Origin of the sequence: Vibrio sp. Vb1980 (assembly GCF_033338615.1) — a bacterium.
In the GTDB taxonomy this organism is placed as follows: Bacteria; Pseudomonadota; Gammaproteobacteria; order Enterobacterales; family Vibrionaceae; genus Vibrio; species Vibrio alginolyticus.
In genome coordinates, this window is the sequence record NZ_JAWOSZ010000008.1 from 53,385 (window position 1) to 76,753 (window position 23,369).

19 protein-coding genes and 4 tRNA genes are annotated in these 23,369 nt (G+C 45.6%); 22 read left to right on the forward strand and 1 reads right to left on the reverse strand.

Annotation, left to right across the window (positions count from 1 at the left end; translation table 11 throughout):
* Nucleotides 1-112 precede the first annotated feature (112 nt).
* From relA to rpoS, 12 genes are all read left to right on the forward strand, one after another.
* Nucleotides 113-2,332 carry a GTP diphosphokinase gene (gene relA, locus R7F64_RS13830; protein ID WP_005380915.1) on the forward strand — a complete coding sequence of 740 codons (2,220 nt, stop codon included), beginning with the start codon at nt 113-115 and terminating at the stop codon, nt 2,330-2,332.
* Between the two features lie 351 nt (nt 2,333-2,683).
* The gene (gene mazG, locus R7F64_RS13835) at nt 2,684-3,487 is read left to right on the forward strand and encodes a nucleoside triphosphate pyrophosphohydrolase (protein ID WP_318071800.1); all 804 of its coding nucleotides are present in this window, start codon (nt 2,684-2,686) and stop codon (nt 3,485-3,487) included.
* Nucleotides 3,488-3,692: 205 nt separating this feature from the next.
* Nucleotides 3,693-5,333, forward strand: coding sequence for a CTP synthase (locus R7F64_RS13840; RefSeq protein ID WP_021034029.1), 1,641 nt, complete (start codon nt 3,693-3,695; stop codon nt 5,331-5,333).
* Nucleotides 5,334-5,411: 78 nt separating this feature from the next.
* Complete coding sequence (gene eno / locus R7F64_RS13845; protein WP_047103168.1) at nt 5,412-6,713, forward strand: phosphopyruvate hydratase; 1,302 nt, start codon at nt 5,412-5,414, stop codon at nt 6,711-6,713.
* Between the two features lie 401 nt (nt 6,714-7,114).
* Nucleotides 7,115-7,396 carry a cell division protein FtsB gene (gene ftsB, locus R7F64_RS13850; RefSeq protein WP_005380907.1) on the forward strand — a complete coding sequence of 94 codons (282 nt, stop codon included), beginning with the start codon at nt 7,115-7,117 and terminating at the stop codon, nt 7,394-7,396.
* A gap of 1 nt (nt 7,397) precedes the next feature.
* Entirely contained in the window at nt 7,398-8,105 is a 708-nt protein-coding gene (gene ispD / locus R7F64_RS13855; RefSeq protein ID WP_017633548.1) for a 2-C-methyl-D-erythritol 4-phosphate cytidylyltransferase, read from the forward strand.
* Between the two features lie 14 nt (nt 8,106-8,119).
* Nucleotides 8,120-8,596, forward strand: coding sequence for a 2-C-methyl-D-erythritol 2,4-cyclodiphosphate synthase (ispF, locus tag R7F64_RS13860; protein WP_005380896.1), 477 nt, complete (start codon nt 8,120-8,122; stop codon nt 8,594-8,596).
* 45 nt (nt 8,597-8,641) lie between these two features.
* The gene (gene truD / locus R7F64_RS13865; protein WP_047103165.1) at nt 8,642-9,685 is read left to right on the forward strand and encodes a tRNA pseudouridine(13) synthase TruD; all 1,044 of its coding nucleotides are present in this window, start codon (nt 8,642-8,644) and stop codon (nt 9,683-9,685) included.
* The gene (surE, locus tag R7F64_RS13870) at nt 9,685-10,461 is read left to right on the forward strand and encodes a 5'/3'-nucleotidase SurE (RefSeq protein WP_047103164.1); all 777 of its coding nucleotides are present in this window, start codon (nt 9,685-9,687) and stop codon (nt 10,459-10,461) included. The genes truD and surE overlap by 1 nt, the downstream gene beginning before the upstream one ends.
* Entirely contained in the window at nt 10,461-11,087 is a 627-nt protein-coding gene (locus R7F64_RS13875) for a protein-L-isoaspartate(D-aspartate) O-methyltransferase (RefSeq protein WP_005380892.1), read from the forward strand. Before surE ends, R7F64_RS13875 begins: the two co-directional genes overlap by 1 nt.
* A 13-nt stretch (nt 11,088-11,100) precedes the next feature.
* Complete coding sequence (locus tag R7F64_RS13880; protein WP_005380889.1) at nt 11,101-12,024, forward strand: peptidoglycan DD-metalloendopeptidase family protein; 924 nt, start codon at nt 11,101-11,103, stop codon at nt 12,022-12,024.
* Between the two features lie 80 nt (nt 12,025-12,104).
* A complete protein-coding gene (gene rpoS / locus R7F64_RS13885; protein WP_005380887.1) occupies nt 12,105-13,091 on the forward strand; it encodes an RNA polymerase sigma factor RpoS in 987 nt (328 codons plus the stop codon).
* Nucleotides 13,092-13,173: 82 nt separating this feature from the next.
* Here the strand turns inward: rpoS and mutS are convergent, their stop codons facing one another.
* Nucleotides 13,174-15,735 (reverse strand): DNA mismatch repair protein MutS, encoded by a 2,562-nt coding sequence (gene mutS / locus R7F64_RS13890; protein ID WP_318071801.1) that lies wholly within the window; start codon nt 15,733-15,735, stop codon nt 13,174-13,176.
* 84 nt (nt 15,736-15,819) lie between these two features.
* On the opposite strand from mutS, the gene pncC reads away from it, so the two are divergent.
* The 10 genes from pncC (at nt 15,820) to R7F64_RS13940 (ending at nt 23,369) form a co-directional block, all read left to right on the forward strand.
* The gene (pncC, locus tag R7F64_RS13895; protein ID WP_005383794.1) at nt 15,820-16,302 is read left to right on the forward strand and encodes a nicotinamide-nucleotide amidase; all 483 of its coding nucleotides are present in this window, start codon (nt 15,820-15,822) and stop codon (nt 16,300-16,302) included.
* Between the two features lie 200 nt (nt 16,303-16,502).
* The gene (recA, locus tag R7F64_RS13900) at nt 16,503-17,546 is read left to right on the forward strand and encodes a recombinase RecA (protein ID WP_005380874.1); all 1,044 of its coding nucleotides are present in this window, start codon (nt 16,503-16,505) and stop codon (nt 17,544-17,546) included.
* Nucleotides 17,547-17,673: 127 nt separating this feature from the next.
* Nucleotides 17,674-18,141 carry a recombination regulator RecX gene (recX, locus tag R7F64_RS13905; RefSeq protein WP_017633543.1) on the forward strand — a complete coding sequence of 156 codons (468 nt, stop codon included), beginning with the start codon at nt 17,674-17,676 and terminating at the stop codon, nt 18,139-18,141.
* A 142-nt stretch (nt 18,142-18,283) separates the two neighbouring features.
* Complete coding sequence (gene alaS / locus R7F64_RS13910) at nt 18,284-20,866, forward strand: alanine--tRNA ligase (RefSeq protein ID WP_318071802.1); 2,583 nt, start codon at nt 18,284-18,286, stop codon at nt 20,864-20,866.
* Between the two features lie 212 nt (nt 20,867-21,078).
* Nucleotides 21,079-22,266 (forward strand): aspartate kinase, encoded by a 1,188-nt coding sequence (locus R7F64_RS13915; RefSeq protein ID WP_005383803.1) that lies wholly within the window; start codon nt 21,079-21,081, stop codon nt 22,264-22,266.
* Between the two features lie 92 nt (nt 22,267-22,358).
* Nucleotides 22,359-22,556, forward strand: coding sequence for a carbon storage regulator CsrA (gene csrA / locus R7F64_RS13920; RefSeq protein WP_004415691.1), 198 nt, complete (start codon nt 22,359-22,361; stop codon nt 22,554-22,556).
* Nucleotides 22,557-22,890: 334 nt separating this feature from the next.
* Nucleotides 22,891-22,982 (forward strand) — tRNA-Ser (locus R7F64_RS13925).
* A gap of 31 nt (nt 22,983-23,013) precedes the next feature.
* Nucleotides 23,014-23,090 (forward strand) — tRNA-Arg (locus R7F64_RS13930).
* Between the two features lie 29 nt (nt 23,091-23,119).
* Nucleotides 23,120-23,211 (forward strand) — tRNA-Ser (locus R7F64_RS13935).
* 85 nt (nt 23,212-23,296) lie between these two features.
* Nucleotides 23,297-23,369 (forward strand) — tRNA-Arg (locus R7F64_RS13940).

The window sequence follows — 23,369 nt, forward strand, 5'->3', positions numbered from 1 at the left end:
TGACCCCTTATTTGTGGTGGGTGGTCATAAAGCCAGCGTGTACGCGCGGTAAAAAGAACTAACCTGGACGGTGTTAGTCAAACCACACGAATATAATAATTAGGATGATGAGATGGTTGCGGTAAGAAGCGCGCATTTAAACCAAGATGAACAGTTTGAACTCGAAAACTGGGTGGCTAGCCTAGGACAAGAGAAAAACACAGCCTCACGCTTAATCGAAGTATATCGAGATTGCCAGACAGTATTAGCTGATAACGAGCAAGCGGAACTGTTGTTGTGGCGTGGACGAGAAATGATCGAAATTTTGATCACCTTGTCTATGGATCAAGCCACTTTAGTGGCTGCTCAACTGTTTCCTTTGGTTTCAAGTGGTGCTTTTAACAGAGAAATTCTGGAAGAGAAATACAGCAAAGAAATCATAAAATTAATCGACGGCGTTGAAGAAATGGCTGCTATTGGCCAACTCAACGTCAACATGGAAGGCAGTGCAGCGTCATCTCAGGTAGATAACGTACGCCGCATGCTGCTTGCCATGGTGGATGACTTCCGCTGCGTAGTTATCAAGCTCGCGGAACGAATTTGTAACCTTATTGAAGTTAAAAAAGCGCCAGATGAAGTTCGACGTGCGGCGGCAAAAGAGTGTGCCAACATCTATGCGCCGCTAGCAAACCGATTAGGCATCGGTCAGCTGAAATGGGAAATTGAAGATTACGCTTTCCGCTACCAACAGCCGGAAACTTACAAACAAATTGCCAAGCAGCTTTCTGAGAGGCGCATCGTTCGTGAACAGTACATCAAAGACTTTGTTGAAGACCTCACGCACGAAATGGAAGTGTCGGGCATCAATGCCGAAGTGAGTGGTCGACCTAAGCACATCTACAGCATTTGGCGAAAAATGCAGAAAAAGAGTTTGGCCTTTGATGAGCTGTTTGATGTGCGAGCAGTGCGTATCATCGCAGACAAACTGCAAGATTGTTACGCGGCTTTGGGTGTAGTTCACACCAAATACAAGCATCTACCGAGCGAGTTTGATGACTACGTTGCTAACCCTAAACCAAACGGTTATCAATCGATCCATACAGTAATTCTAGGGCCAGAAGGCAAAACCATCGAGATCCAGATTCGTACCAAGCAAATGCATGAAGAGTCGGAACTGGGTGTTGCCGCGCACTGGAAATATAAAGAAGGGGCAAGCAGCCGAAGCGGTTATGATGAGAAGATCACGTGGCTGCGTAAGCTACTGGATTGGCAAGAAGAAATGTCTGACTCTGGCGAAATGCTCGATGAGTTACGTAGCCAAGTCTTTGATGACCGTGTTTATGCCTTTACACCACGTGGTGATGTTGTCGATTTGCCAATGGGGGCAACGCCGCTAGATTTTGCCTATCACATTCACTCCGAAGTGGGACACCGTTGTATCGGTGCCAAAGTCGGAGGTCGTATTGTGCCGTTCACGCATAAATTACATATGGGTGACCAAGTCGAGATTATCACTCAGAAAGAACCTAACCCATCACGTGACTGGTTAAACCCATCATTAGGCTTCGTTCATTCTGGTCGTGCGCGTGCCAAAATTAACGCCTGGTTCCGAAAACAAAGCCGTGAGAAGAACCTTGAAGCAGGTCGTGAAATCCTTGAGCATGAGTTAGCCAAAATTGGCGCAACGTTAAAAGATGCAGAGCATTACGCCCTCAAGCGGTTTAACGTCAAAACACCAGATGAATTGTATGTTGGTGTAGGTAGCGGTGATTTGCGCATCAACCAAATCATTAACCATATTAACGCGTTAGTTAACAAGCCAACGGCAGAGGAAGAAGACCAGCAAGCACTGGAAAAACTGCAAGAAGCTGAGCATAAATCACCCGCGCAAAGCCGACCGAAAAAAGACGCAGTTGTAGTAGAAGGCGTCGATAACCTAATGACACATCTAGCACGTTGCTGTCAGCCAATTCCAGGTGACGATATCTCTGGTTACATAACGCAAGGTCGTGGGATTTCAGTACACCGTAGTGACTGTGAACAGCTAGAAGAACTGCGCCATCATGCGCCAGAGCGCATCATCGATACGGTCTGGGGCAGCGGCTTTGTGGGGTCATACATCCTCACCGTGCGTGTTGAAGCGATGGAGCGAGGTGGTCTACTCAAAGACATTACGACACTGTTCGCCAACGAAAAGATCAAAGTGACCAGTATGAAGAACCGAGTCGACTACAGACGTCAACTTGCCATCATGGACTTTGACCTAGAAGTCACCAATATTGAGGTGCTTTCGCGGGTTTCGAAACGTGTGGAACAGATCAAGGATGTGATGACGGTGAAACGCCTCGGCTAAAACTCTCGTCATAGTTGTCGTTGTAGCGTTGTTGACTGCACGCACTCGCTCCATCACATGGTGAACCATGCTCAGGAGTCTCGTTTGTTTGTCGCCTAGCTATACAACTTCAACTATTTACAGAGTTACACTTGCGTCATATTTGGCTTTTTATCTGCGTTAGCTGCACTTATTCCGACGTGCCGGCTCAGGGGCATCACATAGTAGGCTATGCTCAGGAGTCGCGAAAACTTGTTGCCTTGTCAAAGTAACAGTTACTTAGTGAAAGCTGCTGAGAAAATATAATGTAGAAGGTGAGTGGTTTTGGCTGCTCACCTTTTTCTTTAATAGAAAGGTTTAAAGGAACAAAAAATGAGTCATCCAATTGAACAATTAGAACAAATCATGGCGAAGTTGCGTGACCCAGAAAACGGTTGCCCTTGGGACTTAAAACAAACCTTTGACACCATCGTTCCGTATACAATAGAAGAAACCTACGAGGTGGTGGACGCGATTCAAAATCGAGATTGGCCCAATCTAAAAGAAGAGCTAGGGGATTTGTTGTTTCAGGTGATTTTTTACAGTCAGCTAGCGAAAGAGCAAGAGCTGTTCGATTTTTCGGATGTCGTCGAAACCGTGAACGAAAAACTGACTCGTCGCCACCCGCATGTTTTTTCAGATGTTGAGTTTGAATCTGACGAGGAAATTAACGCGAACTGGGAAGCGGAAAAAGCAAAAGAAAAAGCCCTAGTAGGCAAAGCGGAAGAAAGTATCCTAGACTCAATACCAAACTCTTTACCGGCACTTTCTCGTGCTACAAAAATTCAGAAAAAATGTGCAAAATTTGGGTTTGATTGGGATTCACTTGGCCCGGTTGTCGATAAAGTACGAGAAGAAATTGACGAAGTCATGGAAGAGGCACTGCAAGTTCAGCCCGATGAAGAGAAAGTTGAGTTGGAGCTCGGTGATTTGCTATTTGCGACTGTCAATTTGGCTCACCACCTTGATAAAAACCCAGAAGTCGCGCTAGGCAAAGCAAACGTAAAGTTTGCGCGACGTTTTAAAAAAGTTGAAGGCAAGGTCCAGCAGTCAGGCAAAGTACTTACAGATTGTTCTTTATCAGAACTTGACCATTTTTGGGATGAAGTAAAACAAGAAGAATCGAGGCAGAGGTAAACTGGCAGAATACATAATATAAGGTCAGCTTGTTTGGTTACACGAAAACGGACTTTGGTTTGTCTTTGCTCACTTTGATTTGAAGCAAAAAATAAAAAATTACGGTGTGATAGATTTCACGTTGTGGCGGTAAGGAGCTTCTGGTATATTTATCTCCCGTCCAGAAGCACTCCATTTCCCTCATTCAACCAATTTCAGGTTAAACATGACGACAAATTACATTTTTGTTACTGGCGGGGTTGTATCCTCTCTAGGTAAAGGTATTGCAGCAGCATCTCTTGCGGCTATTCTAGAAGCTCGTGGTCTTAAAGTGACTATGATGAAGCTTGACCCTTACATCAACGTTGACCCGGGCACAATGAGCCCTACTCAGCACGGTGAAGTGTTCGTTACAGAAGATGGCGCAGAGACTGACCTTGACCTTGGTCACTACGAGCGTTTCATCCGTACCAAGATGACCAAGCGTAACAACTTCACTGCAGGTCGTGTTTATGCCGACGTACTTCGTAAAGAACGTCGTGGTGACTACCTAGGCGCAACTATTCAAGTTATCCCTCATATCACTAACGCAATCAAAGATCGCGTTATTGCAGGTTCTGAAGGCCATGATGTGGCTATCGTTGAAGTTGGCGGTACTGTTGGTGATATCGAATCACTACCATTTATGGAAGCGATTCGTCAGCTAGCTGTTGAGCTAGGCCGTGAGCGCGCAATGTTCATGCACCTAACACTTGTTCCTTACCTAGCGGCAGCGGGCGAAGTGAAAACTAAGCCGACGCAACACTCTGTAAAAGAACTTCTATCTATCGGTATTCAGCCAGACATCCTAGTTTGCCGTAGCGATCGCGTTATTCCTGCGAATGAGCGTAAAAAAATCGCACTGTTCTGTAATGTTCCAGAAAAAGCAGTAATTTCAATGAAGGATGTAGACTCTATCTACAAGATCCCTCAGTTGATTAAATCTCAAGGGCTAGATGACCTTGTGTGTGCTCGCTTTGGTATTACTGCTCCTGAAGCAGACCTTTCTGAATGGGAACAGGTTATCTACGAAGAAGCAAATCCTACTGGTGAAGTAACCATCGGTATGGTTGGTAAATACATTGAATTACCAGATGCATACAAATCTGTGAACGAAGCGCTTAAACACGCTGGCTTGAAAAACCGCCTAAGCGTCACAATTAAGTATGTAGACTCACAAGATATCGAAACAAAAGGCGTTGAACTTCTAGAAGGTTTGGACGCAATCCTAGTACCAGGTGGCTTCGGCGATCGTGGTATTGAAGGCAAGATCCGTGCGGCTCAATATGCACGTGAAAATAACGTGCCTTACCTAGGTATTTGTTTGGGTATGCAAGTTGCACTAATCGAATACGCGCGTAACGTTGCGGGTATGGAAGGTGCACATTCAACAGAATTTAACAAAGAGACTAAGTACCCTGTGGTAGGTTTGATCACAGAGTGGGTAGACGAATCAGGTAGCGTAGAAGAGCGTACTGAAAAGTCTGACCTAGGCGGTACGATGCGTCTTGGTTCACAGCTGTGTCACCTAGAGAAAGGGACTAAAGCTCGTGAACTGTACGGTAGCGCGACGATCCATGAACGTCACCGTCACCGTTACGAAGTGAATAACGTGCTTCGTCCGCAAATCGAAAAAGCAGGCCTAAAAGTATCAGGTCTATCTGCGGACAAGAAGTTAGTGGAAATGATTGAGAACCCAGCTCACCCATGGTTTGTAGCGGCTCAGTTCCACCCAGAATTCACCTCGACTCCTCGCGATGGACATCCATTGTTTGCAGGTTTTGTTAAGGCTGCGGGCCAAAACGCACGCGGCGAATTCGAGAAGTAAAAGGATACGGGCGGCGGCGAAGGTTGTGCTGCTGCCCTTTAAGATTGACATTTATATTTGAAACGAGAGGAAACATTAATGTCTAAGATCGTTAAAGTTCTAGGTCGTGAAATCATCGACTCACGTGGTAACCCAACTGTAGAAGCTGAAGTACACCTAGAAGGCGGTTTCGTAGGTATGGCGGCAGCTCCATCTGGCGCATCTACTGGTTCTCGCGAAGCTCTTGAGCTACGTGACGGTGACAAAGCACGTTTCCTAGGTAAAGGTGTTCTTAAAGCAGTTGAAGCTGTAAACGGCCCAATCGCTGAAGCTCTAGTTGGCAAAGACGCTAAAGACCAAACTGCAATCGACGCAGTAATGATCGAACTAGACGGCACTGAAAACAAATCTAAATTCGGTGCTAACGCTATCCTAGCTGTTTCTCTAGCAAACGCTAAAGCTGCTGCTGCTGCGAAAGGTATGCCTCTATACGAGCACATCGCTGAGCTAAACGGCACTGCAGGTCAGTTCTCTATGCCTCTACCAATGATGAACATCATCAACGGTGGTGAGCACGCAGACAACAACGTTGACATCCAAGAGTTCATGATCCAACCAGTTGGCGCTAAGACTCTTAAAGAAGGTCTACGTATCGGTGCAGAAGTATTCCACAACCTAGCTAAAGTTCTTAAGTCTAAAGGCTACAGCACTGCAGTTGGTGATGAAGGTGGTTTCGCTCCTAACCTTAAATCTAACGCTGAAGCTCTAGAAGTTATCGCAGAAGCTGTTGCAGCTGCTGGTTACGAACTAGGTAAAGACGTAACTCTAGCTATGGACTGTGCTGCATCTGAGTTCTTCGACAAAGAAGCTGGCATCTACAACATGAAAGGCGAAGGTAAAACTTTCACTTCTGAAGAGTTCAACCACTACCTAGCTGAGCTAGCTAACCAATTCCCAATCGTTTCTATCGAAGACGGTCTAGACGAGTCTGACTGGGATGGCTTCAAGCACCAAACAGAACTACTAGGTGACAAGCTTCAACTAGTAGGTGACGATCTATTCGTTACTAACACTAAGATCCTTGCTGAAGGTATCGAGAAAGGCGTAGCTAACTCTATCCTTATCAAGTTCAACCAAATCGGTTCTCTAACTGAGACTCTAGCTGCAATCAAGATGGCTAAAGACGCAGGTTACACAGCAGTAATCTCTCACCGTTCTGGCGAAACTGAAGATGCAACTATCGCTGACCTAGCGGTAGGTACAGCAGCAGGTCAAATCAAAACTGGTTCTATGAGCCGTTCTGACCGTGTTGCTAAGTACAACCAGCTAATCCGTATCGAGGAAGCACTAGGTGATCGCGCTCCTTTCAACGGTCTTAAAGAAGTTAAAGGTCAAGCTTAATTCTTCACTGAATTAGCAGCTTAACTTAAAGCTTTTAAAACACCCTGCTTTGGCGGGGTGTTTTTTTATATAACGGAAGCGCTAAGTGAGCGCACTCCTCCATGTTTCAAGTAAGCGGTCTCAAAGAAGTTAAAGATCAAGCTTAATTCTTATTGAGTAAAGTTTCGCTAAATAGCTTTTTGAAACCATCGCTACGGCGGTTTTTTGTATTTATAGGTTTGTATTTTTGGCTCTTACTTTGGTCATGGGTAAGGAGCGCTTCCTATGAGCTTGTTTCATTTTGCTGCTTATTTCTTGTAAGGAGCGTGTGAGTCTCCCTTTCTCCCCTAGAGGCAACCTCGCATTTATGCTATATATGTCACCTTATCTAATTCCTTCCGGTACAGAATGTTAGCAGCGATATGCGAATCTTTGTTATAGCCCTTACGCTACTGTTTGGCTTGCTTCAATACACTCTATGGTTTGGTAAAAACGGAGTGTCTGACTACTACACAGTAAAAGATGAAATTGAAGTTCAGCAACAAGTGAACAGCAAGCTACAAGCTCGCAACAATGAAATGTTCGCTGAGATTGATGACTTAAGGCAAGGTCTTGATGCGATTGAAGAACGTGCGCGTCATGAGCTCGGTTTAGTTAAAGATGGCGAGACTTTTTACCGCATTATAGGTGAGGAAAACCATTAAAATGTTGGATATGAACTCATCGCATATCGCAATTGTGCCTGCTGCTGGTGTAGGGAGCAGAATGAAGGCAGATCGCCCTAAGCAATATTTATTGATCGAAGGTAAAGCGGTACTGGAACATACCGTAGAGAAACTGCTTTCTCACCCAAATATTTCTAAGGTTGTCGTTGCCGTTACTGACGGCGACCCATATTACCCAGAATTGTCCATTGCTAAGCACCCAGATGTGATTCGTGTAGCTGGTGGTAAAGAAAGAGCAGACTCTGTGTTATCAGGGCTAAACTATGTCAATGAGCATCTGGAAAGCGAGTGGGTATTAGTCCACGACGCTGCGAGGCCATGTGTATTAACATCCGACATTGACCGTTTGATTGATGTTTGCTGCGCCCACTCAACGGGTGGCATTCTCGCATCTCCTGTGAGAGATACAATGAAGCGAGCAAACGCAGTACAAGATATCGATCATACGGTAGATAGAGAAGCATTGTGGCATGCACTGACTCCACAAATGTTTAAAACTCAGCAGCTTACTCAAGCACTGGCTGACGCATTAGAACAGGGTGTAACCATTACCGATGAAGCCTCGGCTTTGGAATGGTTAGGCGAGAAGCCAGCCTTAGTTCAAGGGAATGCGAACAATATAAAAATCACTCAGCCAGAAGATCTTGCGTTAGCCGAGTTTTATCTAAGCCGTGAGCGCGGCGAATAAAGAAAGGATAGAAAATGATTCGAATTGGTCATGGTTTCGATGTACATAAATTCGGTGGTGAAGGCCCAGTCATTATTGGTGGTGTAGCAATCCCTTATGAGCAAGGTTTGATTGCTCACTCAGATGGCGATGTAGCGTTGCATGCGTTAACGGATGCTCTGCTGGGCGCGATTGCTGCCGGCGATATTGGTCGTCATTTCCCAGATACGGATGATAAATGGAAAGGCGCAAACAGTCGTGAATTACTGAAAGACGTTTACCGTCGAGTTAAAGAGCAAGGCTACCGTCTTGGCAATGCTGATGTAACCATCATGGCACAAGCGCCTAAAATGGCACCACACATTGACGCAATGTGTGCGGCGATAGCCGAAGACCTAGAAACCGACATTAGTAACATTAACGTAAAAGCGACGACGACAGAACGTCTCGGTTTTACTGGACGCAAAGAAGGCATTGCAACGGAAGCCGTTGTACTTCTGTTTAAGCAATAACTAGCAATTTGCTCCTCTAAGCTGTGATATCAGCGGAAACACATCATGTCAGACATTTTATCTTCATTGGCTTACCTAACGGGTAAGCCAGTTGCATCGGCAAAAATTAAAGCGCAGCCAGAGCATTTTCAGGTTCGCGAAGATTTAGGTTTTGCCTTTACGGGCGAAGGCGAGCACTTAATGGTTCGTATCCGTAAAACGGGCGAGAACACCAGCTTCGTTGCTAACGAGTTAGCAAAAGCCTGTGGTGTTCAGTCGAAAGACGTTAGCTGGGCGGGTCTTAAAGACCGTCATGCGGTGACGGAACAGTGGTTAAGTGTCCATTTACCAAAAGGTGAAACGCCAGATTTTTCAGCGTTTTTGGCTCAATACCCAAGTATCGAAATCCTTGCAACAGATCGTCACAATAAAAAACTGCGTCCTGGTGACCTAGTAGGGAACGAGTTCGTGGTTACTTTGTCTGAAGTGACAGATATAGCGGATGTAGAGCAACGTCTTGAAAAAGTGAAACAAGTTGGCGTGCCAAACTACTTTGGTAGTCAGCGTTTTGGTAACGATGGCAACAACCTTGAAGAAGCACGTCGATGGGGACGCGAAAACGTTCGTACCCGCAATCAAAACAAGCGAAGCATGTATTTATCAGCGGCTCGTTCGTGGATTTTCAACCGCATCGTTTCAGCTCGTCTAGAGAATTGTGTGTTTGATAAGTTCATTGATGGTGACATTGCACAGACGAATTCTGGCACTCAGTTGATTGATGCAAACAACATCACTGATTTGCAAGTGCAATTTGCACAAGGTGAAGCGGCAATTACCGCTGCGCTTGCTGGCGATAATGCACTGCCTACTCAAGCCGAGGCTCTGGCATTAGAGCAACCGTTTTTAGACGAAGAGCCTGACCTCATGGCGTTGATTCGTGGTAATCGCATGCGCCACGATCGTCGCGATATTGCGCTGAAGCCAAAAGATTTAGCTTGGACGGTTGAAGGTAACAACATTACGCTGACTTTCTCACTGGATGCGGGATCTTTTGCGACCTCTATTGTTCGTGAGTTAGTTAATGAGGTTGAAGTAGAAAGAGAATACTAATGGAACAGGATTCACGAAACCCGAAGCCCTTAAGAGTCTTAATCAGCAATGATGATGGTGTTCATGCACAAGGGATTCATGCCCTCGCTGATGAGTTGAGAGATATCGCCGAAGTGACCATTGTCGCACCTGATCGAAATCGTTCAGGTGCTTCGAATTCACTCACATTAGAACAACCATTACGCGTGACTGAAATTGCCCCAAATATCTACTCAGTGCAAGGCACGCCCACGGATTGTGTGCATTTCGCGCTGAATGAGCTAATGAAAGATGATTTGCCTGATCTTGTTCTGTCAGGAATCAACCATGGCGCTAATTTGGGTGATGATGTTCTTTATTCTGGAACAGTAGCAGCCGCCATGGAAGGTCATTTCCTTGGCGTTCAGTCGGTGGCTTTTTCTCTAGTGGGTAAGCGACATTTCGAATCCGCCGCTAAAATTGCACGTCACATTGTACAACAGCATTTAGCGTCGCCGATTCCAACGAATCGTCTACTGAACGTAAACGTGCCTGACTTACCATCAGAGAATTTAGGTGAAATTGAAGTTACGCGTTTAGGTGCACGTCATCACGCAGAGAATATGATCAAGCAGAAAGATCCGAGAGGCCATGACATTTATTGGTTAGGGCCACCAGGAAAGGAGCAAGATGCAGGAGAGGGCACGGACTTTTATGCAATTGAGCATGGCCGAGTTTCAATGACGCCTCTGCAAGTTGATCTCACCGCTCACGAGTCGCTGCGTGCTATGGATAGTTGGTTAAAGGAAGAGAAGTAATGAGTAACCCACATGCTGACAGGTTGATAGCGTTTCTTATCTCCAGTGGCATCAAAGACCAAAGAGTTCTGGATGCTATCCAACGCTTGCCACGAGAAAGCTTTGTTTCTCAAGCGATGATGCACCAAGCCTATGATAACAATGCGTTACCAATTGGTCAGGGACAAACTATTTCTCAGCCTTATATCGTTGCGCGTATGACCGAGTTGCTTGAGCTAGAGCCGGCGAGTCGTGTTCTGGAAATCGGAACGGGATCGGGTTATCAAACCGCGGTACTGGCGCAAATTGTTGATCATGTATACTCCGTTGAGCGAATTAAATCGTTGCAATGGGAAGCAAAGCGTCGCCTGAAGCAATTGGATATTTACAATGTTTCAACTAAGCATGCTGATGGGTGGCAGGGCTGGGAAGCGAGAGGTCCTTTCGATGCTATTATTGTTACCGCTGCCGCTGAAGTGATTCCCCAAGCTCTTCTCTCACAATTAAGAGATGGCGGCAAAATGGTCATTCCTGTTGGAGATACGGAGCAACAGTTATTAAAAATAGAGCGTAAGGGAGACGAATATCTCTCTACCGTTGTAGAAATGGTTCGGTTCGTACCTCTGGTTGCGGGTGATTTAGCTTAAGGGTTGGGGATAGGTGAATAAGTTACTACGTCATATTGGTATTAGCTTTGTGTTTGCTGCAGGACTAGTTGGTTGTGCAGCGCATTCCCCTGCACCTGTCTCTAGCCTAAAAAAAGACTATTCAAGCCTTGAAAGAGGGAGTTACAGAGGGAGTTATTATGAGGTAAAAAAAGGCGATACGCTTTACTTCATAGCTTATGTCACAGATAAAGATGTAAATGATCTTGTTCGTTACAATGAGTTAACTCAGCCTTACACTATCTACCCAGGACAGAGGCTAAAACTTTGGGCTCCGAAATATGTCGCCCCTAAATATGGTCAAAAAGTTGAACCCGTTGTGGCTCCTGTTGTTACGCCCCCCCCAGCTCCAGTGACGAAAACATCAACAGCCTCTAAACCTAAACCTTCGAGTAAAAACTCTAGTCAAAAACCTACAGAGACTAAGCCTAAAGTCGTACAAAAACAGCCTCCAAAGAAGGTTGAACAATCGAAAACAAAGGAGTATGTTGGTTCAAAAGATAACCAAAAAGTGAAGCAAAAAGCGCCAACTACCACAGCAAAGAGTGATAAAGTCTCAAAGTGGTTGTGGCCAACAAAAGGGAGAGTAATCAAGAACTTTTCGGCGGGAGAACAGGGAAATAAAGGTATCGACATCGCAGGACAGCGTGGTCAACCTATCGTTTCAACCGCAGCCGGCACAGTCGTTTATTCAGGCAATGCGCTACGAGGTTATGGCAACTTAATTATAGTAAAGCATAACGACAATTATTTAAGCGCATACGCACATAATGACAAACTGCTGGTCACAGAAGGACAAAGCGTAAAAAGCGGACAAAAAATCGCTACCATGGGTAGTTCAGGTGCAAAGTCGGTCAAACTACACTTTGAAATTCGCTATCAAGGTAAATCAGTGAATCCAAAACGCTATTTGCCTTAAAACTTTGAAAAACAACTTGCGACATCATTTAGCGACATATTGAGTTGTCATGTCTTGCTAACTCGCCAGGGGGAGGCGTTATGAGTATCAGCAACACAGTAACCAAAGTTGAAGAGTTTGCATTTGATAATGCGTCAGTGAAGACCATTGATAACGAACTCGAAAGATCATCATCCACAGAAAGCAAAGCGACTGCGCGTGAAGAATTTGACGCGAGCAGTAAAAGCTTAGATGCAACTCAGTTGTATTTGGGCGAAATTGGCTTCTCACCTTTACTTACTGCCGAAGAAGAAGTGCTTTACGCAAGACGCGCCCTACGTGGCGACGAAGCGGCACGCAAACGTATGATCGAAAGTAACCTACGTTTGGTTGTTAAGATTTCTCGTCGATACAGTAACCGTGGTCTAGCACTACTCGATCTGATTGAAGAAGGTAACCTCGGCTTGATCCGAGCGGTCGAAAAATTCGACCCAGAACGTGGTTTCCGTTTCTCTACTTACGCAACATGGTGGATCCGACAAACGATAGAGCGAGCGTTGATGAACCAAACTCGCACGATCCGTCTACCTATCCACGTAGTGAAAGAGCTGAACATTTATCTGCGTACTGCGCGTGAACTTTCTCAAAAGCTCGATCACGAACCGACCGCAGAAGAAATTGCTGCTCAATTAGATATTCCAGTCGAAGACGTAAGCAAAATGTTACGCCTTAATGAGCGTATTAGCTCTGTCGACACGCCAATCGGTGGTGACGGTGAGAAAGCGCTGCTGGATATTATTCCTGATGCAAACAACTCTGATCCAGAAGTTTCGACTCAAGATGACGACATCAAATCATCGTTGATTCATTGGTTAGAAGAGTTGAATCCGAAACAGAAAGAAGTGCTTGCACGTCGCTTCGGCCTACTAGGCTACGAGCCTTCGACGCTGGAAGAAGTTGGTCGAGAGATTGGTCTGACACGTGAGCGAGTACGTCAAATACAAGTGGAAGGTTTACGTCGTCTTCGTGAAGTCCTAATCAAACAAGGTTTGAATATGGAAAACTTATTTAACGTAGAAGACGATTAAATAATCCGTATTTCACTAGATACGCAAAAGGCTATGGTTCCCCATAGCCTTTTTTCTTTTTTGCTCGTTGGTGTGAGTCTGTTTACAGCATCTTCTTCAAGCGATACAGCTCTTCAAGAGCTTGGCGTGGCGTTAAGTCGTCAGGATCAATACCTGACAGAGCTTGTTCGACCTCGCTAGGCTCTGGAATCAGGCTCAACTGGTTAGCCACATCTACTGCACTTGGACGCGGTGTGTCACTGTTTTGCCCCAGTTGCTCTAGCTGAGATAGCTTGTTACGCGCATTTTTGATGACCGTTTTTGGTACGCCAGCTAAGCCCGCAACAGCCAAGCCGTAAGACTTACTTGCCGCACCTTCTTGAACTGCGTGCATAAAGGCAATGCTGTCTCCATGCTCTACGGCATCCAAGTGAACGTTCGCTAAGTTTGGCAGTTGGTTCGGTAACTCTGTTAATTCGAAGTAGTGAGTTGCAAATAGGGTCATCGCACCAATTTGTGTTGCGAGCCATTCCGCACTTGCCCAAGCTAAAGACAGACCGTCGTAAGTACTAGTACCGCGTCCGATTTCATCCATTAGCACCAAACTGTTCTTAGTTGCGTTGTGAAGAATATTGGCTGTTTCGGTCATTTCTACCATGAAGGTCGAGCGGCCAGATGCAAGATCATCTGATGCACCAATACGAGTAAATATACGATCTAAAGAACCAATCTGTGCGGATTCTGCCGGTACATAAGAGCCGATATGTGCCATCAATGCAATCAGCGCAGTTTGACGCATGTAGGTTGATTTACCACCCATGTTTGGACCGGTGATGATCAACATCTTACGGGCTGGGCTAAGCTCAATTGGGTTCGCGATGAACGGCTCTGTTGTTACTTGTTCTACGACTGGATGACGGCCAGCTTGAATGTGAATTCCTGCGTCTTTCACAAGCGTTGGGCGGCAGTAATCTAACGAATCTGCACGCTCTGCAAGGTTTTGTAATACATCTAGTTGAGACAGAGCAGAAGCTAGGTTTTGCAGCTTCTCAAGGTTTGGCATCAATAGATCAAACAGTTCTTCCCACAACTGTTTCTCAAGTGCTAACGCTTTAGATTTCGAGTTAAGTACTTTGTCTTCGTGTTCCTTAAGCTCTGGGATGATGTAGCGTTCAGCGTTTTTGAGTGTTTGGCGACGTACATAATGCGGTGGAACCAAATGGCTCTGGCCACGGCTCACTTGGATAAAGAAGCCATGAACGTTGTTATAGCCTACTTTAAGCGTATCGATACCGTGTCGTTCACGCTCATCTCGCTCAAGCTGCTCAAGATATTCTGTTGCACCGTCTGCCAATTTTCGCCATTCATCGAGCTCCGCATTGTAGCCTTCAGCGATGACGCCACCATCACGAATAACAACCGGCGGATTTTCTTTAATCGCGCGTTCTAACAGGTCACATACTTCGTCAATCGGAGCTGCATACTTCGCCAATTTCGTTAGGTACGGATGGGTCAAAGAAGCGGTGACAGATTCTAGCTCTGGTAGCTGTTGCATGGCATTGCGAAGCCTAGCCATATCGCGAGGGCGAGCAGAGCGTAATGCAAGGCGCGCTAAGATACGTTCAATATCACCAATTTGCTTTAACGTTGGTTGAAGATCGGCAAACAGAGCTTGTTCTTTAATCTCACCAATTGCATCAAGACGATTGTTTAACGTTTCAATGCAACGCATAGGCTGATGCAACCAACGCTTCAGCATTCGGCTGCCCATCGGAGTTGCACAATGGTCGAGTACTGCAGCGAGCGTGTTATCGGTTCCGCCTGCTAGATTTTGAGTAATTTCCAGATTACGTCGGGTAGCAGCATCAAGGATGACGGATTGATCCTGATGATCAAACGTTAAAGAGCGAATATGAGGTAAAGCCGTACGTTGAGTATCTTTTACGTACTGGATCAAACAACCAGCAGCACATAACCCTAAGGACGCATGTTCTACACCAAAACCAACCAGATCTTTTGTGCCAAATTGTTGATTGAGTTGTTGCTTAGCCGTATCAAGCTCAAACTCCCAGACTGGGCGACGACGGTTACCATTGCGGCTCGCCATTAAATGTACAGGTTCAAAATCTTCTGGGAACAGTAGCTCACGTGGTGCAGTGCGTTGAAGCTCGGCTGTCATCGCTTCTTCAGTTTCTGGTTCTGTCAGTTGGAAGCGACCAGAGGTGACATCCAGCGTCGCATAACCGAACTTACCGTTGTGATGGTAAATTGCTGCGATTAAGTTATCGACACGCTCAGAAAGCAGCGCTTCATCCGTCACAGTACCTGGTGTCACGATACGCACAACTTTACGTTCTACCGGGCCCTTGCTGGTGGCCGGATCGCCAATCTGTTCACAGATCGCCACAGACTCACCAAGCTGAACAAGTTTTGCCAGGTAGCCCTCTACGGCGTGAAATGGCACACCCGCCATTGGGATAGGTTCACCTGCAGACGCACCACGTTTGGTCAATGAAATATCAAGAAGCTGAGAAGCTCGCTTGGCATCATCGTAAAAGAGTTCGTAGAAATCGCCCATGCGGTAGAACAGCAAAATCTCTGGGTTCTCAGCTTTTAGCTTGAGGTATTGCTGCATCATCGGAGTGTGTTTTTGTTCAGCTTTCACAGGTAAGTTCTTTTGTTTATTTCCGTAGCGGCTTAGGATACGTGAATCCCTATCAAGTAAAAAGAGACAAAGGGCATTTTGGCTATGGAAAAAACAACAAAATTGAGTGCCGATTTAGGCGCATTATTGGCTAAACACGGGCATGTTTTAACGACCGCAGAATCATGCACTGGTGGTGGTGTTGCAACCGCCATTACTGACATTGCTGGTAGTTCAGCGTGGCTTGACCGTGCGTTTGTCACCTACAGTAATGAAGCGAAAATGGAGATGCTTGGTGTGCAAGCTTCAACGTTAGAAGCGCATGGTGCAGTGAGTGAGCCAGTTGTGATTGAAATGGTACAGGGTGCAATTAAAAACTCAAATGCCACCATCGGTGTATCCATCAGTGGTATTGCAGGGCCGGGTGGTGGCAGTGAAGAGAAACCAGTCGGTATGGTCTGCTTTGCTTTTGCTGATAACCAAAGTTGGCAGCAAGTAGAAACCATGCATTTCTCTGGTGACCGTGCAGAAGTTCGCAAAAAAGCGGTCGAGCACGCGTTGACTCAATTGTATCAACATCTGCTCTAGAATTTCTTAACTTGTTTTAGCCCAGCATTGATAAGGGCTAGAGCAAATCATGACTTTAGGTCAGCCAAATTTTTTTCATACAGGTATGGACACTGTATGAATCAACAGTATAATAACTTTCATTGCTGAGCAGTTCTTCTGCTTAAGAAAAATGAATTACTATTCGTCGCCCAAAGAAGATGAATAAATCGGAGAAAGTAATGGACGAGAACAAACAGAAAGCGCTCGCCGCTGCGCTAGGTCAAATTGAAAAGCAATTCGGTAAAGGCTCTATCATGCGCCTTGGTGATAACCGCGCAATGGACGTAGAAACCATCTCAACGGGTTCTCTTTCTCTTGATATCGCTTTGGGTGCTGGTGGTCTACCAATGGGTCGTATCGTAGAAATCTACGGCCCAGAATCTTCAGGTAAAACAACATTAACGCTTGAGCTTATTGCTGCTGCGCAACGTGAAGGCAAAACGTGTGCGTTTATCGATGCAGAGCACGCTCTAGATCCTGTATACGCGAAGAAACTTGGCGTTGATATCGATGCATTGCTAGTTTCTCAGCCAGACACAGGTGAGCAAGCGCTAGAGATCTGTGACGCACTTGCACGTTCTGGTGCTATCGATGTTATGGTTGTCGACTCTGTCGCAGCACTAACACCGAAAGCAGAAATCGAAGGCGAAATGGGCGATAGCCACATGGGTCTGCAAGCACGTATGCTTTCTCAAGCAATGCGTAAGCTAACGGGTAACCTAAAGCAGTCTAACTGTATGTGTATCTTCATCAACCAAATCCGTATGAAGATTGGTGTGATGTTTGGTAACCCAGAAACAACAACAGGTGGTAACGCACTTAAGTTCTACGCTTCTGTTCGTCTAGATATCCGTCGTACTGGCGCAATCAAAGAAGGTGACGAAGTCGTAGGTAACGAAACGCGCATCAAAGTTGTTAAGAATAAGATTGCAGCACCATTTAAAGAAGCAAACACACAAATCATGTACGGCCAAGGCTTTAACCGCGAAGGTGAACTTGTCGATCTAGGTGTGAAGCACAAGTTAGTTGAAAAAGCCGGTGCTTGGTATAGCTACAATGGCGATAAGATTGGTCAAGGTAAAGCGAATGCATGTAACTACCTGCGTGAGCACCCTGAAGTGGCTAAAACTATCGATACAAAACTGCGTGAAATGTTGCTAGCGCCAGCACTTGCGGAAGCGCCTGAAGCTGGTGAAGCGCCAGAGCAAGCTGAAGAGTTTTAATCTCTCATAGATTAATAAATGACAAAGCCCTGCAATGCGGGGCTTTGTTGTATCTATTGAAATCAAAAATCGAATTATCACAAAGGCCATTGAGAGCCTGTACAGCAAAAATACTTTTAGGATCATCATGTACCAAAAACGCCAGGCGCCAACATTATCGAGCAAAGAGGCTGCTATACAATTGCTTAGCCGTCGCGATCATGGTCAGTATGAGCTTTACCAAAAATTATCGATGAAGGGCTATGAAGAATCAGACATCGACATCGCAATTAATTTTTGCCTAGACCATAACTATTTAGATGATTTACGTTACGCGAAGAGTCAAATTAGACAGCATGTATACAAAGGACATGGAGAGCGTCGAATTCGTCAAGAGTTAAACCAGAAGCGTGTTGCGGAATCGGTGATTGAGCAAGCTATGGCTGAAGAGCCGCAAGATTGGTTTGAACTGGCTAAACAGGCGGCAGAAAAGAAATTCAAAGGTATTAAAGCCAAAGACCAAAAAGAGTACGCAAAACAAGTTCGTTTTCTGCAGTATCGCGGCTACAGTTTTGACCAAATCAGCTACGCGCTGAGCTTTGAGGACGAAGATTAACGGTCAGTCGTCCGCACTGATTTTTGTTTTGCTTCAAATTTTTTCTCCTACTCCCTCTTTTCCTCAAGAAAACTAGTCTCAGCTGTTTGCATGATCTACAATACGGCAAAATTCTAACTCGACTATTTTCAGGAAGAGCTGCATGTACATGAGCACTGATGAGGTTCGTAACGCGTTCCTCAAGTTCTTTGAGAGCAAAGGACACCAAATCGTAGAAAGTTCATCGTTAGTTCCACATAACGACCCAACCCTGCTGTTCACAAACGCAGGTATGAACCAATTTAAAGATTGTTTCTTAGGCTTAGAAAAACGAGCCTACACTCGAGCGACTACGGCTCAGCGTTGCGTACGTGCTGGTGGTAAACATAACGACCTAGAAAATGTTGGCTTTACTGCTCGTCACCACACATTCTTTGAAATGTTAGGCAACTTCAGCTTTGGCGATTACTTCAAAGAAGATGCGATCTCCTTTGCTTGGGAATTCCTAACCGAAGTTCTTAAACTGCCAGCGGATCGTTTATTGGTAACTGTTTACGAAACCGATGACGAAGCGTTTGACATCTGGAACAAGAAAGTTGGCGTACCCGCTGATCGTATTGTTCGCATTGGTGATAAAGAAGGCGGCAAGCCGTACGAGTCTGATAACTTCTGGCAAATGGGCGACACTGGCCCTTGTGGTCCATGTACTGAAATCTTCTACGATCACGGTGAGCACATCTGGGGTGGCCGTCCTGGCACGCCTGAAGAAGATGGTGACCGTTTCATCGAGATCTGGAACAACGTATTCATGCAGTTCAACCGTCACGCAGACGGGACTATGGAACCGCTACCAAAACCATCGGTAGATACTGGTATGGGTATCGAGCGTATCTCTGCAATCATGCAGGGCGTTCACTCAAACTACGAAATCGATGTATTCCAAGCTCTTATCAAAGCAGCAGCAGAAGTGATCGGTTACGAAGACCTATCAAACCAATCACTACGCGTTATCGCTGACCACATCCGTTCATGTTCATTCCTGATCGTGGATGGCGTTATGCCTTCAAACGAAGGTCGGGGTTACGTATTACGCCGTATCATCCGTCGTGCAGTTCGTCACGGTAACAAGCTGGGCGCACAAGGTGCATTCTTCCACAAGTTGGTTGGCGTTCTAGCTGACATCATGGGTACGGCTGGTGAAGAGCTGAAGCGTCAACAAGCTGTGGTTGAAAAAGTACTGCGTATCGAAGAAGAAAACTTTGGTCGTACACTTGAGCGCGGTATGGCGATTCTAAACGAAGCACTAGATAACCTAGACGGTAAAGTACTAGACGGCGAAACCGTATTTAAACTTTACGATACTTACGGCTTCCCAGCTGACTTAACTAACGACGTAGCACGTGAGCGTGAGTTCGCAATCGACGAAGAAGGTTTCGAGAAAGCGATGGAAGAGCAGCGTCAACGTGCGCGTGAAGCGGGTAACTTCGGTACTGACTACAACGCAGCAATCAAAGTTGATACGCAAACAGAATTCTGTGGTTACACAGGTACTAAAGGCTCTAGCTCTGTAGCGGCGATGTTCGTTGAAGGCAACGAAGTAGAATCTCTATCTGCAGGCGACAAAGCAATCATCGTGCTTGGTGAGACACCATTCTACGCAGAGTCAGGTGGTCAATGTGGTGACGCTGGTGAAATCCGTACTGAAGCTGGTGTATTCTGTGTTGAAGACACTCAAAAGCTAGGTAACGCAATCGCACACCACGGTGTAATGGCAGAAGGCGTTCTAGCGAAAGGCGACGAAGTAGCAACTATCGTTGACGCAGAGCGTCGCGCAGCTATCTCTCTAAACCACTCAGCAACGCACTTGCTACACGCAGCACTTCGCCAAGTTCTTGGTGAGCACGTAACGCAGAAAGGCTCTCTAGTGAAAGCTGACAGTCTACGTTTCGACTTCTCACACCTAGAAGCAGTAACTGCAGCAGAACTGAAAGAAGTTGAGCGTCTAGTTAACGCGCAAATTCGTCGTAACCACACGATTGAAACCAACGTGATGGACATTGAGTCTGCTAAGAAGAAAGGCGCAATGGCTCTATTCGGCGAGAAGTACGACGACGAAGTACGCGTACTGTCTATGGGTGACTTCTCGACAGAGCTTTGCGGTGGTATTCACGCATCAAGCACAGGTGATATTGGCCTATTCAAAATCACTTCAGAAAGCGGCATTGCTGCAGGTATTCGACGTATTGAGGCGGTAACAGGCGAGGCTGCATTAGACGCGATTGAAGCTCAAAACGCGAAGTATGAAGAGAAACTGGCAGAATCTGCACAGAAAGCAAAAGCGCTAGAGAAAGAAGTGCAGAAGCTAAAAGATAAGATGGCAGCAGCAGAAAGCGCTAACATCATGGGCAAAGCGGTTGAAGTCAATGGTACAAAAGTTCTAGTCGCAGCTCTTGAAGGCGCTGACAGCAAGAACCTACGTACTATGGTTGATGACATCAAGAACCAAATGGGGTCTGGTGTCGTACTGCTTGCCAACGTAACAGGTGACAAGGTTGGTCTGACTGCTGGTGTGACTAAAGATCTAACTGGTAAAGTAAAAGCTGGTGATCTAGTTAAGATGATTGCTGAGCAAGTCGGTGGTAAGGGCGGTGGTCGTCCTGACATGGCTCAAGCTGGTGGTACTGATGTAGCCGCACTACCAGAGGCAATTAAAACAGTTCAGCCTTGGTTAGAAGAGCGCTTATAAGCTTTTAACTACTAAAATTACGCTCAATCAAGTTTCTTTGATTGAGCGTAATTTTTTTTAGCAGCCAAGTGGTTTAATTGACCAAAAGTTAACCGAGTCATTTAGGCTATTTGGTTTTTGTTGTAACTACTGCTTATATAATTTTTCTAAAAGGAAATACTGAAGATGTAAGCAGTTCTAAAGAGACTTCGGTCTTGGGAAGGTGAAGACTGGTGAAAAAGCCCCTTATCGTGCAAAAGTTTGGCGGAACCTCAGTGGGTTCAATTGAAAGAATCCACCAAGTTGCTGAACACATCATTAAGGCGAAAAATGATGGCAATCAAGTTGTTGTTGTCGTGTCTGCAATGTCAGGCGAAACAAACAGACTGATGGACCTCGCTAAACAGATAGATAGCGTGCCTACAGCTCGAGAACTTGATGTTTTGCTCTCTGCTGGTGAGCAAGTGTCAATGGCACTGTTAGCAATGACACTCAATAAATTGGGTCATGCTGCACGCTCGCTTACCGGAGCACAGGCGAATATTGTGACGGATAATCAACACAATGACGCAACGATTAAACACATTGATACTAAGACAATTCTGGGATTGCTTGAGCAAGACCAAATCGTGATTGTTGCAGGCTTTCAAGGTGTGAATGAGAACGGGGATATCACCACATTAGGTCGAGGTGGCTCAGATACGAGCGCAGTGGCACTGGCAGGCGCATTGCGCGCTGATGAGTGTCAAATCTTTACCGACGTTGATGGTATTTATACTTGTGACCCACGTGTAGTGAAAAACGCGCGAAAATTGGCGGTTATCGATTTTCCTTCCATGGAAGCGATGGCAAGCCGAGGCGCGAAAGTATTACATTTACCTTCAGTGCAATTTGCATGGAAGAATAATGTGCCACTGCGCGTGCTTTCGACATTTGATGTTAATGAAGGCAGTCTGGTAAAGGGGGAGTTAGGCAATCAAGCCGTCTCTGGTATAGCCATCCAACGTGACCTTGCCATAATCGAAGTCGATAAAGAACATTTATCTAGTGCTACAAAACAATGTCAGATGTTGGGTATCGACATTTGGAATGTGATCGAGGAAACAGAACGGGCAGGTATCATGATAAAACAAGATGCATGTGCCAAGTTCGATCTGGTGTTCAGCGACAAAATCCGTAATAGTGAAGTGGTAAGCCTGTTGACCGCAGTGGGGCTTGAGGCCAATGGAATGGTAGAGCACGCATGCGATTTGTTGGCAAAGCGAGATATTGAGATCAATTTCAGCGCAACGAATGCACTCACTATGATGCTAGTTTTAGCACCCGAATGTGTGGATACAGCAGCAAACATTCTGCATGATGCTTACATTACGTCTAGTGAAGCATTAAACATTCAACAAAAACATGCCTTTTTAGGCTGATTTTCGCTAACAAGGTAGTTTACGAAAATATAACTTTTGTTGGATAATAGCTTTGTAGCAAGAAAATTTAGAGATTACTCAAGGAGCAAAGAATGCTAATTTTGACTCGCCGCGTAGGCGAAACACTGATGATTGGTGATGAAGTGACTGTAACTGTACTAGGTGTTAAAGGTAACCAAGTGCGTATCGGCGTTAACGCTCCGAAAGAGGTTTCAGTTCACCGTGAAGAAATCTACATGCGCATTCAAGCTGAAAAAGGCAATGGCAACGTTGCTTCAGGTAACTACTAAGTCGCTCCTGTTTACAGAGCTTAGTTTGAATGAAAAAGGCTAACCGAAGGGTTGGCCTTTTTAGTTTTTACTTTTTTTGAAAATTTGCAGAAACTATTGTGTTGAGTATGGCTGTGAATTCATCAATAATGTTGATTCGAACTTCAGAAAGTTATTTGAAAATAAATGTCTTTTTTTCAGAGAAGACTCTCTTTTTTTCATCATAATAGAGTGATAAAGTTCGTTTAATAGTCACTTTGATTAAATCAGCAACGGTTAAGCCAGTTTCGTAGATTTTTTCAAAGAAAGTGTTTGACATATTTTCGGTAAAACGTAATATGTGCCTCCGCAAGACGGTGAGGTGGCCGAGAGGCTGAAGGCGCTCCCCTGCTAAGGGAGTATACGGTTTATCCCGTATCGAGGGTTCGAATCCCTCCTTCACCGCCATTCTTGCAACGTTGATTTATCAACAAAAAGTGCGTCCTTAGCTCAGCTGGATAGAGTACCTGGCTACGAACCAGGCGGTCGGAGGTTCGAATCCTCCAGGACGCGCCATATCTCTTTTGAGATATAACAATGAAAACGGTGAGGTGGCCGAGAGGCTGAAGGCGCTCCCCTGCTAAGGGAGTATACGGTTTATCCCGTATCGAGGGTTCGAATCCCTCCTTCACCGCCATTCATTGACTGGCCCGATGGCCTTTTTTTTGTTTCGTAAGAAATGAATGTGATTTACTTCACAACTTCTTAGCAAGAAGATCTGCGCGTCCTTAGCTCAGCTGGATAGAGTACCTGGCTACGAACCAGGCGGTCGGAGGTTCGAATCCTCCAGGACGC